The organism is Vibrio sp. Vb1026, assembly GCF_033338745.1.
GTDB lineage: Bacteria > Pseudomonadota > Gammaproteobacteria > Enterobacterales > Vibrionaceae > Vibrio > Vibrio alginolyticus.
Window position 1 is genome coordinate 512,888 of record NZ_JAWOTH010000002.1, and the last position, 13,456, is coordinate 526,343.

The window sequence follows — 13,456 nt, forward strand, 5'->3', positions numbered from 1 at the left end:
TATCTTCAATCTAAATTAGAGAGAGATAAAAATGCCCGCTAAGCACGCACTCATCAGGTTAGCGAGTGTACCAGCAGCAACCGCTTTTAGGCCTAGACTTGCAACATCTTTACGGCGCTCAGGTGCCATCACGCCGATAGAGCCCAACTGAATCGCAATTGAGCCAATGTTCGCAAAACCACACAACGCAAAAGTGATAATAATTTGAGTATGCTCAGACAGTGTCGCTTTGTGCTGCACAAAATCGATAAACGCAACAAACTCATTCATCACCACTTTCTGACCAATGTATGAACCCGCAGCTAGGATTTCGTGGCTTGGCACACCAATCAACCATGCGAGAGGTGCAAACAAATAACCAAAAATCGCTTGTAGCGTTACGCCAGAGAAACCAAGTATCTCGCCCAAGTTTTCTAGCCCCGTGTTCACCATCGCGATAACACTCACGAAAGCGATAAGCATGGTACCAACAGCAACGGCAACTTTCATACCGCCCATGGCACCGCTTGCTAGCGCATCAATAACGTTACTTTCTTCTGATTTATCTAGCTCAATATTGTTGTAATCGCTTGGCGTTTGACGCTCAGGAACGATGATTTTTGCCATCATCAAACTACCTGGTGCTGCCATAAAGCTTGCCGCGATCAAGTATTTGAGGTCGACACCCAAACCAGCATAACCACCAAGCACACTGCCCGCCACTGAAGCCATACCACCAGCCATCACGGCAAACAGTTCAGAGCGAGTCATGTTAGAAAGAAATGGACGAATAAGAAGTGGTGACTCGCCTTGAGATAAGAAAATGTTCCCTGTTGCAACCAAAGACTCTGCTTTACTCGTACCCAAGAACTTCTGGATAGCGCCGCCAATAAATTGAATCACTTTTTGCATAATGCCCAAATAGTAAAGGGCGGAGATAAGAGCACTGAAGAAGATGATGATAGGAAGGACACGGATAGCGAAGATAAAGCCAGAAGAAGCGAGGTCACCAAAGAGGAATTTAATCCCTTCATCAGCAAAGCTGAGTAGCCCCGCGACACCATTACTTAAACTCGCCAGCGCCGCTTGACCCAACGGGAAATAGAGCACCAAAGCAGCAAACCCCATTTGTAGCATCAAGGCGCGAGATACAGTTTTCCAATTAATGGAAGAACGACCCTCAGAAAGTAGGAAAGCACAACCTAGCAGTGCAACAATACCAAATAGACTAAATAGAACACTCATGAGCTGGACCTACTAAACGTTGAAAAAGAAAAAAGAGCCAAAGGAATTGGCAGAAGAAAGGGACAACGCAGCGAGTGATAACTCACTTTTAGATCCAGAATGTAGACAGAACGAATAGTTCGACATCTTATTTTTACCTTATACAAGCAATTGAACGTAGCTGGTCCGGTCCGTGGGGTCATTCACTGCTGGCGAGCATGTTGCTTGGCCTGCTCCATGTGACGGCTTGTATGGGTAAGGGTCCTGAACAACTAAACCCTAATTCCCGCTTAAACGGGACGCAAGTATAGCCAACAAAAAGAGATATTCATCACATTTATTTACGCAAACGTTCAAGCGTTCAAAATTCAGGCAAAAGTACTCTTTTGTCGTCATACCATTAATAAAAGTAAGGGCATAAGGATAGGCGTTGATGGTAAAAAACATAAAAGTGACCAATAAATATGCAATCAAACTCGAAAGAGCCAAAATTCGTCATTTTGCTCTCGCCAACAGGTGGATTTTGGTTATAATTCGCGTTGCTTCTTTCGAGGCCTCTGAGTATTCAGAGCATCATGATGCCGAGATGGTGAAATTGGTAGACACGCTAGCATGAGGTGCTAGTGCCTTTGGTGTGAGGGTTCGAGTCCCTCTCTCGGCACCATTATCCTTCTTCCCTAATTTTGTTCGAGTGTAATGCAAAGTTCTAAGCAGGCAAGACAGTCTACAGATGCTAACCAACTTCTGAGTGAGCTTGCGGTTCACGCTTTATTACACCTGCACTTTAAAATTCACGCGTCCTCGCATGGCCTCTCCCTTAAAGAACGTAATGACTTACTTCAGAAATGGCTGAAACCAAAACTGAAGAGTAATCGCTATAAGCTGATTAAAAAGCCGTTAAAATCTTTGACTCAGCAGGCAAAAGGTGAGAACGGAAATCTGGAAGAATTACTCGAGCGCTGCGTCGGTGCAGACAAACCCAGAAATCCTCAACCCGATCTAGATAGCTACTTGCTGCTGATCAACGAGATTGAGAAGAAACTGGGGACTACCGTGTTATTATCGCGACCGGAAGACGTCGACTTATCTCACGACCAACACGGCTGTTTGCTGTGTGTGCTTTCTGAGAACTTAAATCAGCACTTCGATGATAATAACGCCCTAATCGCTCCTATTTCGATGCTGTTCCGCGGACCAATGAGTCAACGCTCACTTTTCCTTGGCAGCATTTACGCCAGTGGTACCTTCAATTATGAAGTGCAGTATCAAGACGACCAGTTCGTTCGCATCACATTAGAGTTAGCGTAACTGTAACGCTAAGAAATAAACGAATCGAAAAAGGCCGTGAAACTCGCGGCCTTTTGCTTATCTAGATTTAAACTTGAGTTAATCGATCTCTTTAAATCGAGCAGTAAAGTGGCGCAGCACTGGTGGCTCGTACTCGAAAGTGAGCCCTTTTAACTCATGTGCACGATTTTTCAGTTCGATAATCGCATCCGCAATGTAATCCATATGATCGTTTGTGTAGACACGACGTGGAATGGTCAAACGCATCAACTCAAGCTCTGACGCTTTTTGTTTACCCGTTTCCGGATCTCGACCAAGCAGCAACGATCCTATCTCTACTGCTCGAATACCCGCTTCCAAGTACAAAGCATTACACAATACCTGCGCAGGAAACTGATCCGCTGGAATATGTGGCAAAATCTTAGCGGCATCCACAAACACCGCATGACCACCCGTTGGGTATTGAATCGGAATACCGCCTTCACGTAAGCGCTCACCTAAGTATTGAACTTGGCTAATTCTATAGTGAAGAAAATCCTCATCCGCGGCTTCATACAAACCGCGAGCGAGCGCTTCCATATCACGCCCAGCCATGCCGCCGTATGTCACAAATCCTTCCATGGGTACGCAGCGCGTCTGCACCGCCTGGAACAACTCCTTATGATCACGAATACAACACATGCCACCAATGTTTACCATCGGGTCTTTCTTAGCTGACATGGTGAGCATATCACCGTACTGGTACATCTCACGGATGATTTCCAGAATCGATTTATTCTCGTAACCCGCTTCACGCTGCTTGATAAAGTAGGCGTTCTCACAGTAACGAGCCGAGTCAATCACCACTGGAATATCGTACTTGGTTGCAATCTCGTACACACTGCGCATGTTTTCCATCGACACAGGCTGACCACCGGAGCTATTACAAGTAATCGTGGTGATAATTGCACAAATGTTATGCGAACCGTGCGCTTCAATTGTTGCCACCAGCTTATCGATATCAAAATTGCCCTTCCAATCATAAGGCGTAGTGGTGTCGAATGCTTCTTCCGTTACCACGTTAATCGCTTTACCGCCATTGAGTTCAATGTGACCCGCTGTGGTATCAAAATGGTAGTTCGAGATAAATACTGGCGTTTCGCCACCACGCACCTGACGCATACGCTCAATCAAAGCTGGGAACAAAATTTGCTCGGCACCACGCCCTTGGTGTGCAGGCACGGTGAGCTTATAACCGAAGAAGTGCTCCACTGCATCACACAGGTTGTAGTAATTTCGACTCCCCGCATAGGATTCATCCCCCATCATGATACCAGCCCACTGATTATCACTCATGGCACCAGTGCCTGAGTCAGTCAGCAAATCGATATAAACATCATCACTACGAAGAAGAAATGGATTATAGCCCGCTTCTTTTAACGCGACTTCACGGTCTGCCAAAGTCGTCATTTTGATTGGCTCAACCATTTTGATACGGAAAGGTTCTGGAATACGTTTCATTGTTAATTTCCTTATACGCATTGCCCTACGCAGTTTCACGTAAGACTAAAAAACAAATAGATAGAATGCTTTTCAATGCGATTGCATTGAGGAAATCAACGAGAAGAGATTTTACTAAGAAGAGACAAGCAGTAGTCTAGGTTATACCAGAACGACAGCACCAAACGGCTATCGAGAATATCCTTTATTCTCATCGTCTTCGTCCTCCTGATAAAAATAAAAAGTCAGAAACCCCATGTCTCTGACCTTTTCAATATAGTGCAGTTTTCAATCAATTTTCAGTGAGGTCACCCTCATTTTAAGAAGGTCTCGCCCTTTTCATTCTGCGTTTGATATTACTTTCTTTGACTAGGTAATCGAAAAGTGGCGCGAATAAGTTAGCAAATAGAATCGCTAACATGATGCCTTCTGGATAAGCCGGGTTCAGCACTCGGATAAAAATCGTCATCACGCCGATTAATAGTCCGTATGCCCATTTCCCGTTATTGGTAAAAGCTGCCGAGACAGGGTCTGTCGCCATAAAGAAGGTACCAAACGCAACCCCACCAATCACGAAGTGCCAGTAGAACGGCATGGAGAACATGGGGTTAGAGTCTGAACCGATCGCATTCAATAGTAATGAAGCTCCGATTAAACCGACCAACACGCCCGCAACAATTCTCCACGATGCAATCTTCATAAAGATGAGAACCAAGCCTGTTAGTGCGATCAACAACGTGGAGACTTCACCCATCGAGCCTGGTAAATTACCAACAAAAGCATCTCCCCATGAAATTGGCTCTCCCGTCATATTATTTATCAAAGCACTTTGCCCTCCTTCATACCATTGGCTAAGTGGAGTAGCGCCAGAGTAACCATCAGCCGCGACCCACACGGCACCACCGGACATGTTGGCAGGATAGGCAAAGTATAAGAACGCGCGCCCTGCTAAAGCTGGATTTAGGAAGTTTCGTCCAGTACCACCGAAAATCTCCTTCGCCACAACAATACCGAAAGTGATACCTAAAGCCGCTTGCCATAGTGGAATTGTCGGAGGAAGGATCAGCGCAAAGAGTATAGAGCTGACAAAAAAGCCTTCATTTACCTCATGCTTTCGCACAATAGCAAACAGAACTTCCCAGAAACCACCAACGATAAACACCGTCGCATAAACCGGGAGAAAGTAAGTAGCACCAAGCCACATTTTACTTCCCCACCCCGCTTGTGAAACCGCATCTAACGAGCCCCATACCCAACTCAGTTGCCATGAAGAAACAAGCGCTTGCTGAGCTGAGGCTTGATCCATTCCATACAACAAGGCATCACTCGCTTGCTGGCCTATGTTGTACATACCCCAGAACATGGCAGGGAAGACCGCCAACCACACCATGATCATAATACGTTTTAAATCGATGCTATCTCGAACGTGAGTCATGCCCTGGTTTACCTTACCAGGCGTGTAAAAAATGGTTTCGACAGCTTCGAAAAGTGGGTAGAACTTGTGATACTTCCCACCTGGACCAAACTTAGGTGTCGCTTTCTCAAAGTAATGTTTAAGGCTCATAACGCTCCTCCTTTATCTAAAAGATGGTACGCACATGTGTAAAAAGCGATCGTTTTTTAATCTCTTCGTCTTCCTTCTTCGTATTTCACCTTGTTCGCCACTCTTCTGTCTCCTCTTTAAATCCGGCGAACAGTTTATCCAACGAAAAAGGGACCGCTCATGGACACACTCGCCATTGACCTAGCTAGATTCCAATTTGCCTTTACTGTCTCTTTCCACATTATTTTTCCAGCGTTTACGATTGGTTTGGCAAGTTATCTCGCTGTATTAGAGGGCTTGTACTTAAAAACGGGCAACAAACAGTACATGCAAATCTATAAGTACTGGCTCAAAATCTTTGCCATCAGTTTTGGTATGGGTGTGGTGAGTGGCATCGTGTTGAGCTATCAATTCGGTACTAACTGGAGCGTGTTTGCCGACAAAACAGGCCCAATCCTAGGCCCGCTAATGGGTTATGAAGTTTTTACTGCGTTTTTCCTCGAAGCTGGGTTTTTAGGCGTGATGCTTTTCGGTATGGATAAGGTAGGTAAGAAGCTTCACTTCGCCGCGACTTGTATTGTTGCATTCGGGACGTTTTTGTCTGCGTTTTGGATACTTTCGGTTAATAGTTGGATGCAAACACCAGCGGGCTATAGTATCAACGAAGCCGGACAGTTTATCCCAGAAGACTGGTGGGCGATTGTCTTCAACCCTTCCTTCCCTTACCGGCTCGTTCATATGTTGCTCGCCGCTTACCTTACTACTGCCTTTGTTGTAGCCGGCGTTGCCGCTTATCACTTACTAAAAGCAAACCATAACCCTCTAGCCAGAATTATGTTCTCGATGGCAATGTGGATGGCTGCCATCGTGACACCAATTCAAATCGTTGCTGGAGACATGCATGGATTAAACACCCTTGAACATCAACCCGCCAAAGTTGCCGCGATGGAAGGGCACTATGAGTCTCACCAAGGCGCGCCATTGATCCTCTTCGGTATCCCTAACGATGAAGAAAAACGCATGGAATACGCACTGGAAATCCCCAAACTCGGTAGTTTGATTTTAACTCATGACCTCAACGGTGAAGTGAAGGGATTAGATGCTTTTCCAGAGGAGGAACACCCTCCTGTCTCTATCGTTTTCTGGTCTTTCCGAGTAATGGTCGCGCTTGGTTTTGGCATGCTTGTTATTGGTTTGTGGAGCCTTTGGCTAAGAAAACGTCGCAAACTTTTTGATTCGAGGGCACTTCAACGTATTTGTGTGCTGTTTGCCCCAGCGGGGTTCATTGCAGTTTTAGCAGGCTGGATAACTACCGAAGTCGGTCGACAGCCTTACACCGTATACGGTCTTTTAACCACAGCCAATTCGGCATCGCCTATTGATGCCGCCGCGGTGAGCGTCTCCCTGACGGCGTTCATCGTGGTTTACTTTGTGGTTTTTGGAGCTGGCTTCTTCTATCTCCTACGTTTGATGCGCAAGTCTCCAACTCGATATGAAGAAGGTCTAGATAGCCGACTTCCTGATGGCACGAAAACTGATGCCATCACACATTCTAACCATCTAACCTAGGAGCTAACTCATGGATTACGCATTAATTTGGTACGCTTTGATTGGGCTCGCCGTTCTGATTTATGTCGTGTTAGATGGCTTTGATCTCGGTATTGGTATCCTATTCCTCAGCGCTAATGACGATGAAGAGCGCGACATGATGATGAACAGCATCGCTCCTGTTTGGGATGGGAATGAAACTTGGCTAGTTCTTGGCGGTGGTGGGCTTTTTGCCGTGTTCCCCCTCGCCTACGCGGTCATTATGCCAGCACTCTATGCTCCTCTGATTTTAATGCTGCTCGGATTAATTCTGCGCGGGGTTTCTTTTGAGTATCGCTTCCGAACACAACGCGGAAAGTTTTTATGGGATAGCGCTTTTTTCATTGGTTCACTCACCGCAGCATTGATGCAAGGCATTATGCTCGGAACCCTGCTCCAAGGTATAGAGGTTAGTGAACGAGCATACGCAGGTGGATGGTTTGATTGGCTTTCACCATTTAGCGTATTTTGTGGCTTGGCGCTTGTTTGTGCTTATATTCTGCTCGGTTCATGCTGGTTATTAATCAAGCTTCCAGAAGAGCTGATGGGGCGCTATTACGTGGTCGCGCGACGATGGGGACTAGCGATGGTAACCTGTATATTCATCGCCAGTTTGTGGCTGCCATTGAGCCAAAATATCGTATTTGAACGTTGGTTCTCATTACCAAACTCGCTACTGTTTTTCATTTTACCAATTATTGCAGCGGCACTTATTTGGCAGTTATTCAAAGCCTTACTCGACCACAAAGCCGTCCGAGCCTACGTTCTTGCGATCGGCCTGTTTCTTGTGTCCGCGATGGGTTTCGGTGTCAGTACATTCCCTTACTTGGTCCCATTCGCACTCACTTATCAAGACGTCGCCGCGCCAGATAAGAGTTTGGCATTTTTACTTACCGGTGCGGTGGTATTACTTCCTCTGATCATAGCCTACACGGCTTATTCGTACTGGGTTTTCCGCGGCAAGATGAAACGTGGAGAAGGATATCACTGATGAAACTAAAACCCATTTTGTGGTTCATTGGCATTTGGCTGGTAAGCGTGGTCGCCTTGTTTATCATCAGTTCGTTGATACGAACTGCGATATTGTAGGCCCAGAGTCTACTGCACCACATCTGAAGCCATTGAGGTCTATACTCAAACAAGAGTAAAACAACGGAGTGTTTTTATGACCTTAAAGCGGTTTCTGGTAACTTTGATTCCTTTGACGGTTCCACTGTTTTCACCAAATGCATTGGCCGTAGACAAGCAGATGTCATCCGCCATGAAAAGTAAAATGCGGTCTATTTGCTCCGCAACAGACGAGCAGGGCCGTTGGCGACTTGCCGAAGCAACTCCTGACGCCAGACGTTCACTTAACATGGTGCTTTATCAAATGAATGCCGATGATAAATTGAAAGCAATTCATGAGGTGAGAACGAAAATGGTCGGCGGCACCCATTATGCGTTTGAGTTCGAGTTGCAAGATGGTCAAGTCTGGAATGCAATTGTATTGCACAGTGCCCGAGGCGATTACATGATAGAAAGACACGCCAAGAAAGGGGAACTCTGCCCTAAATAGCAATAGACACTACGACTCTACAGCCGACACAATAAAGTCGACTGATTCAGTCGCCTTTATTGTTGGTATGTTTAGGTATCGCTTCAAAAGCTTGGGAAAAGTAATAGCTTTCAACCTGAGGCCTAACTAAATCACAAGCTAACCCAAGGTCATCATTTTTTGTGAAAGGTAAATGTTCTGACACTAATTCCTGGGAATCTTTGTCCACGGTCTGGAAAGATTCAACAATTCTAAGTGGCCAGTAAGCTTTATTCTCAGTAACAAGAAAAAAGTAATATTGGAGCTGCTCTCCATGAGTCACGGCATTGTTAATTTCACTTCTAATTTTAACCACTTCGATTTTGCTACCAACACAAGTGAAGTCATATGCATCAGTAATTTCCGCTTCCTTCGCGCCCGGAGTATATACCATATAATCCGATTCAAACTTATTATCAGTCAGCAAATAACCATCGTCGACACTAGTTAACTGAAAGGAAAATGCAGGGTAATGTACTATCAAACAAGCTCCAAAAGCCCTACTTAAAAATTTCTTTGAAAATGCCTTTTTTATACAGTTCGGTAAATATCTCATGTCGTTGTCCATATGAATCTGTATTTTTATTAATAACCCTAGTAATACTATCAGTCACCGTTCTAGATGCTCCCTTATCGGCTTTTAAATATAGCTTATTCTTCAGCCAAAAAATCATAGCAGTCCTGATGGCATATTTAGGTTGAGCAACTAACTGAGGCGAAGAAGAGAAACTCGTATTTTCGTTCCAAATATTTGCGTGTATGCTTTCTGTCGCTAAATAGTTTCCTTTCCCTGTTAACTGTATCATTCCTCTACCGCGATATTTCCATCCATCTCCGGTACTTGCATCACCATTGCCTATTTTCATGGCATAGGCATTATTTGCTATCGCTTCTTGGTTTGCTTTTTGATTGATGGCATTTTTTCTCCCGTGCTTTTCAGCTAACGCCGGCCTATTCCGATAGACTCTGAAAGTGCTTTTCAATCCTTGAACTGAATAATTCAGGTTTTCCTCCATTCTCATTCCAGGACCAACCTCTTTTGCTAATTGAGCGACAAAGTGTGACAGTCTCAGTTCACTGTCTAACTTACATTCAGAGATCTTCATAGAAAGTTCTTTGCTTATAATCACTAAATAGTCTTCTGAAACTTTAGTTTCATTCTTCCATACTTTTCTAAGGTGCTGTTTTGTAATCATAGTCCCTCCATCTGATGAAGATTAAAACTGAAAGAACAAAAAATCACCTATAAAATTTGAAGTTGACATTGTATTACGACATTTTAAAACCATTTCTTACATACTAATTACATTATTGTGCGGCAAATAACATACCAGTCAATATTCTAGAAAAGCATTCTTTTCGCTCATATATTTTAACATGGCTTTTTACTGTTAAACCGTCTCGGTTTTCGCCTCTATCTTCTCATTTACTTTATCGCAAATGTACTCTCCAATAGGCATTGCAGATGTCGCTGCTGGAGAGGGGGCGTTGCAAACGTGCAGGCTTCTGGCGCTTTCGGCAAACAAGAAGTCATGAACCAAGGTTCCGTCGGATAACACCGCTTGCGCACGAATACCCGCAGGATATGGTTTGAGATCGTCTACCTTGATGCTTGGGCAGTATTTATTGACCAGCTTGAGATAGCCCGGCTTCCACCACGAGTTCTTAAACTCATCCAATCCGGTTTTTAGATGCTTTTGTGTCACCTTCCAGAAACCGGAGAAGCTCAGCATTTGCATGGTATCTTGCAAGCTGAAGTTAACCTTGTCGTACCCTTCTCGCTTCCAGCCTTGCACCGCATTTGGACCTACGGTCACACTGCCATCAATCATGCGAGTCAGGTGGACGCCCAAGAATGGCAAATCAGGGTCGGGAATTGGATAAATAAGATGATTCACCACTTGGTCGTGTTTGCTATCTAAGCGGTAGTATTCACCACGATAAGGGATGATTTGGAAATCGGTCGGAATAGACATCATCTTCGTCATGCGATCCGCCATCAAGCCGCTGCAAGTAACCAAGAACTTAGCATTGAGCTGCATGGTTTGACCGTCTGAAATACAGGTCAGTTGAACTTCTTCGTCCTTCTCTTCGGCAGCCACCACTTTGGTTCTCAAGCTGATTTGACCGCCGAGCTTTTTGAACTCTTCCGCCATCTGCTCAGTGACCAAACGATAGTCCACAATACTGGTGGTTTTGACATAAATCGCGCCCAATCCCGTGATGTTTGGTTCAGCCAGTTTAAGTTGAACTTCATCGAGTAGCTTTACGTCGATGCCGTTGACATGGCAGCGCTCATAGAGGGCATTCATGCGTTCGACTTCTTGCTCATTGGTCGCAACCAGTAACTTGCCACAGTTCTCCACCGGAATATCGTGCTCGGCGCAGAACGAAATGGTTCGCTCTACCCCACGCTTACAAAAATCCGCTTTTAAGCTGCCCGGTGCGTAGTACACCCCGGCATGAATCACGCCGCTATTGTGTCCGGTTTGGTGCTGGGCAAAACCGGACTCTTTCTCAACCAATAAAATGGATTTGTCTGGATGACGTTGCTGTAGTTGCCATGCTGTCGACACACCAACGATACCGCCACCAACAATGATGTAGTCATAGACTGATTTCATACGACCTCTTATAAAACCGATAGTTGAGATTGTTGCAATTTGAACTTGCGACCACTGTAAATGAACACCGCGACAAATACCGCGCAGCTTGCCACACGAACCAACATTGGGATATCGTGCCAAACCAGCAATGTACCCACCACTACCAACAAGAGACGCGTCAGAATGTTTAGAGGACCTTCCAAGTAGCCTTCAATCGCACCAATCAATGCATAGGTACCGATGATGGCAAAGAAGCCTACGGTAATTACCGACGTCACATCCCAACTGACCAAGCCTGTATAGGCAATAAGTAGCGGTACAAGATACAAACCTTTAGCGATTTTCCACGCCATCAGGCCGGTACGCATTGGAGGTGTTTTCGCGATGGTTGCCGCTGCAAATGCGGTCAAACACACTGGAGGCGTTACGTTACTGTCTTGCGATAACCAGAAGATGATGAGGTGAGCAGCCAGCAATGCCAAGCCTACCGCTTCCATACCCAAACTTTGCTCTAGTAGGGTTTCCATAAAGTCCGCAGGTACTAGCGCCACCATTTCTTTCGCGGTTTCCAACGCCATTGGTGCATTAAGCAGTTCCAACTTTTCTGGCGCCGCCAACATGAAGATAGCTTTTGCTTGTTCAGGCAATTGACCCGACACCATCAATTCAAGCAATTGGTTTTCGGCAATTAACTTGTAAAGCGCAGGGGCAGACAGAGTACCCAATACAATATACGCCGCTGTCACAGGTAAACCCATACCTAAAACAAGAGAAGCGAGCGCAATCAGAACGATCATGATGAACAAGTCGCCATTCGCCCAACCGTCGATCATCAGTGAGAAGGTGTTGCCGATGCCTGTTGTACTGATCACGTTGATCACCAAACCGATACCCACCAGCAATACGGCGGTTGTCGCCATGTTCTTTGCACCTTGCGATAGCGCTTCGATGATCGCTTTTGGTCCCATCTTATGATCTTTCGAGAACCAAGAAGCCACCACCACAGAAATGATTGACAAACCTGCAGCGTAAGTCGGTGTAAAACCTTGAACCAACAAAGTGACCAATACCGCCAGTGGGATAAGGTTGTGCCAACCGCTGATCAGCACTTTTAATAGAGATTCATCACTTGTCGTGATTTTTTGAACGCCGCTGCGTTTGGCTTCAATACGCACAAAGAACGCCACGGACAAGAAATAGATAAGAGCAGGAATGAAAGAAACCGCGATGATATCGACATAAGGAATTTGCGTGTAAGACGCCATGATGAAAGCGCCCGCGCCCATCACTGGTGGCATCAGCTGACCACCTGTCGACGCCGCAGCTTCAACGCCCGCCGCGAAGCGCGAAGGGAAACCTGCTTTTTGCATTAAAGGAATACTGATAACACCAGTTGAAACCGTATTTGCCACACTAGATCCAGATACTGAGCCCATCAATCCCGAGCCAATCACTGCGATAAAACCGGGACCACCAATGATTTTGCCAGCCGCAGCACGTGCCACATTGATGATGTAATCACCGACACCAGAGCGAACAAGAAACGCACCGAACAGAATGAACATGAATACGAAAGTCCAACTGATGCGTGAGATAGAGCCAAACATGCCCTCAGAAGAATAGAAGCTGCGGTAGAGCAAGGTTTCCATGCTCAAACCCGGGAAGTGGAAAATACCTGTCGCCCACTTACCCCAAAGCACAACGTAGCTTAAACACACCACAATCAACACTGGAATAAACCAGCCCATGGTGCGTCGAATCAGTTCGATAACAATCAAAATTGCCATGATGGCGAAGACCCAATCGCTGGTCACGAACTTCACACCGCGTTCATATAGCGCATCTTCGGCATAGGGAATGTAGAGCAAACACGCGACCGCGCCCATGGCAATCAACACATCGATGCCGAGTGCAATCTTACTCTGCTTGAGAGAGATATGAGCCGGATACCAAAGCGCACAAATCACCGCAAAGCCAGCAAAGTGGGTCGCGGAAATCCATAACTCTGGTAACGTCGATAAGGTATTAAACCAAATGTGCAAAGCAGACAACACCACGCCAAACACTGTGATTGTGGTGGTTACCCACGGAAAATCAGTGCGCGTGGGCAGCTCAAACTTCTGCAATTCCTTTTCTATTGAGTCGCTCATCTCATACTCCAAGCTCTGGCGGCTT

At 45.7% G+C, this 13,456-nt stretch carries 11 protein-coding genes and 1 tRNA gene; 5 read left to right on the plus strand and 7 right to left on the minus strand.

Features of this window, described 5'->3' with window-relative positions; translation table 11 throughout:
• Positions 1-15 precede the first annotated feature (15 nt).
• Positions 16-1,224, minus strand: coding sequence for a NupC/NupG family nucleoside CNT transporter (locus tag R7E47_RS06250; RefSeq protein ID WP_017635515.1), 1,209 nt, complete (start codon positions 1,222-1,224; stop codon positions 16-18).
• Positions 1,225-1,783: 559 nt separating this feature from the next.
• Between R7E47_RS06250 and R7E47_RS06255 the strand changes: the two genes are divergently transcribed.
• Together R7E47_RS06255 and R7E47_RS06260 are read left to right on the plus strand one after the other, a co-directional pair.
• A tRNA-Leu gene (locus tag R7E47_RS06255) sits at positions 1,784-1,867 on the plus strand.
• Positions 1,868-1,899: 32 nt separating this feature from the next.
• Complete coding sequence (locus R7E47_RS06260; RefSeq protein WP_005384170.1) at positions 1,900-2,511, plus strand: DUF2913 family protein; 612 nt, start codon at positions 1,900-1,902, stop codon at positions 2,509-2,511.
• A 78-nt stretch (positions 2,512-2,589) separates the two neighbouring features.
• Here R7E47_RS06260 and R7E47_RS06265 read toward each other — a convergent pair whose 3' ends face one another.
• Positions 2,590-3,990 carry a tryptophanase gene (locus R7E47_RS06265; protein WP_005384172.1) on the minus strand — a complete coding sequence of 467 codons (1,401 nt, stop codon included), beginning with the start codon at positions 3,988-3,990 and terminating at the stop codon, positions 2,590-2,592.
• Positions 3,991-4,288: 298 nt separating this feature from the next.
• Complete coding sequence (locus R7E47_RS06270; RefSeq protein ID WP_047102825.1) at positions 4,289-5,533, minus strand: NADH:ubiquinone reductase (Na(+)-transporting) subunit B; 1,245 nt, start codon at positions 5,531-5,533, stop codon at positions 4,289-4,291.
• Between the two features lie 159 nt (positions 5,534-5,692).
• Between R7E47_RS06270 and R7E47_RS06275 the strand changes: the two genes are divergently transcribed.
• The 3 genes from R7E47_RS06275 (at position 5,693) to R7E47_RS06285 (ending at position 8,657) form a co-directional block, all read left to right on the plus strand.
• A complete protein-coding gene (locus R7E47_RS06275; protein WP_017635517.1) occupies positions 5,693-7,081 on the plus strand; it encodes a cytochrome ubiquinol oxidase subunit I in 1,389 nt (462 codons plus the stop codon).
• Positions 7,082-7,091: 10 nt separating this feature from the next.
• A complete protein-coding gene (gene cydB / locus R7E47_RS06280) occupies positions 7,092-8,090 on the plus strand; it encodes a cytochrome d ubiquinol oxidase subunit II (protein WP_085569246.1) in 999 nt (332 codons plus the stop codon).
• Between the two features lie 174 nt (positions 8,091-8,264).
• Complete coding sequence (locus tag R7E47_RS06285; protein WP_085569247.1) at positions 8,265-8,657, plus strand: cystatin; 393 nt, start codon at positions 8,265-8,267, stop codon at positions 8,655-8,657.
• Between the two features lie 46 nt (positions 8,658-8,703).
• Here R7E47_RS06285 and R7E47_RS06290 read toward each other — a convergent pair whose 3' ends face one another.
• The 4 genes from R7E47_RS06290 to R7E47_RS06305 form a co-directional block, all read right to left on the minus strand.
• Complete coding sequence (locus tag R7E47_RS06290; protein ID WP_231970768.1) at positions 8,704-9,231, minus strand: hypothetical protein; 528 nt, start codon at positions 9,229-9,231, stop codon at positions 8,704-8,706.
• Positions 9,176-9,871 (minus strand): glycoside hydrolase family 19 protein, encoded by a 696-nt coding sequence (locus tag R7E47_RS06295; protein WP_005374179.1) that lies wholly within the window; start codon positions 9,869-9,871, stop codon positions 9,176-9,178. Before R7E47_RS06295 ends, R7E47_RS06290 begins: the two co-directional genes overlap by 56 nt.
• A gap of 195 nt (positions 9,872-10,066) precedes the next feature.
• Positions 10,067-11,299, minus strand: coding sequence for an L-2-hydroxyglutarate oxidase (lhgO, locus tag R7E47_RS06300; protein ID WP_053307131.1), 1,233 nt, complete (start codon positions 11,297-11,299; stop codon positions 10,067-10,069).
• Between the two features lie 8 nt (positions 11,300-11,307).
• Positions 11,308-13,431 (minus strand): TRAP transporter permease, encoded by a 2,124-nt coding sequence (locus R7E47_RS06305; protein ID WP_009705104.1) that lies wholly within the window; start codon positions 13,429-13,431, stop codon positions 11,308-11,310.
• Positions 13,432-13,456: the final 25 nt, after the last annotated feature.

Bases quoted from the DNA above. Each gene is read 5' to 3' on its own strand.
- R7E47_RS06295 (WP_005374179.1), bottom strand. From the start codon at position 9,871: ATGATTACAAAACAGCACCTTAGAAAAGTATGGAAGAATGAAACTAAA.
- lhgO (WP_053307131.1), bottom strand. From the start codon at position 11,299: ATGAAATCAGTCTATGACTACATCATTGTTGGTGGCGGTATCGTTGGT.
- R7E47_RS06290 (WP_231970768.1), bottom strand. From the start codon at position 9,231: ATGAGATATTTACCGAACTGTATAAAAAAGGCATTTTCAAAGAAATTT.
- R7E47_RS06285 (WP_085569247.1), top strand. From the start codon at position 8,265: ATGACCTTAAAGCGGTTTCTGGTAACTTTGATTCCTTTGACGGTTCCA.
- cydB (WP_085569246.1), top strand. From the start codon at position 7,092: ATGGATTACGCATTAATTTGGTACGCTTTGATTGGGCTCGCCGTTCTG.
- R7E47_RS06305 (WP_009705104.1), bottom strand. From the start codon at position 13,431: ATGAGCGACTCAATAGAAAAGGAATTGCAGAAGTTTGAGCTGCCCACG.
- R7E47_RS06275 (WP_017635517.1), top strand. From the start codon at position 5,693: ATGGACACACTCGCCATTGACCTAGCTAGATTCCAATTTGCCTTTACT.
- R7E47_RS06265 (WP_005384172.1), bottom strand. From the start codon at position 3,990: ATGAAACGTATTCCAGAACCTTTCCGTATCAAAATGGTTGAGCCAATC.
- R7E47_RS06270 (WP_047102825.1), bottom strand. From the start codon at position 5,533: ATGAGCCTTAAACATTACTTTGAGAAAGCGACACCTAAGTTTGGTCCA.
- R7E47_RS06260 (WP_005384170.1), top strand. From the start codon at position 1,900: ATGCAAAGTTCTAAGCAGGCAAGACAGTCTACAGATGCTAACCAACTT.
- R7E47_RS06250 (WP_017635515.1), bottom strand. From the start codon at position 1,224: ATGAGTGTTCTATTTAGTCTATTTGGTATTGTTGCACTGCTAGGTTGT.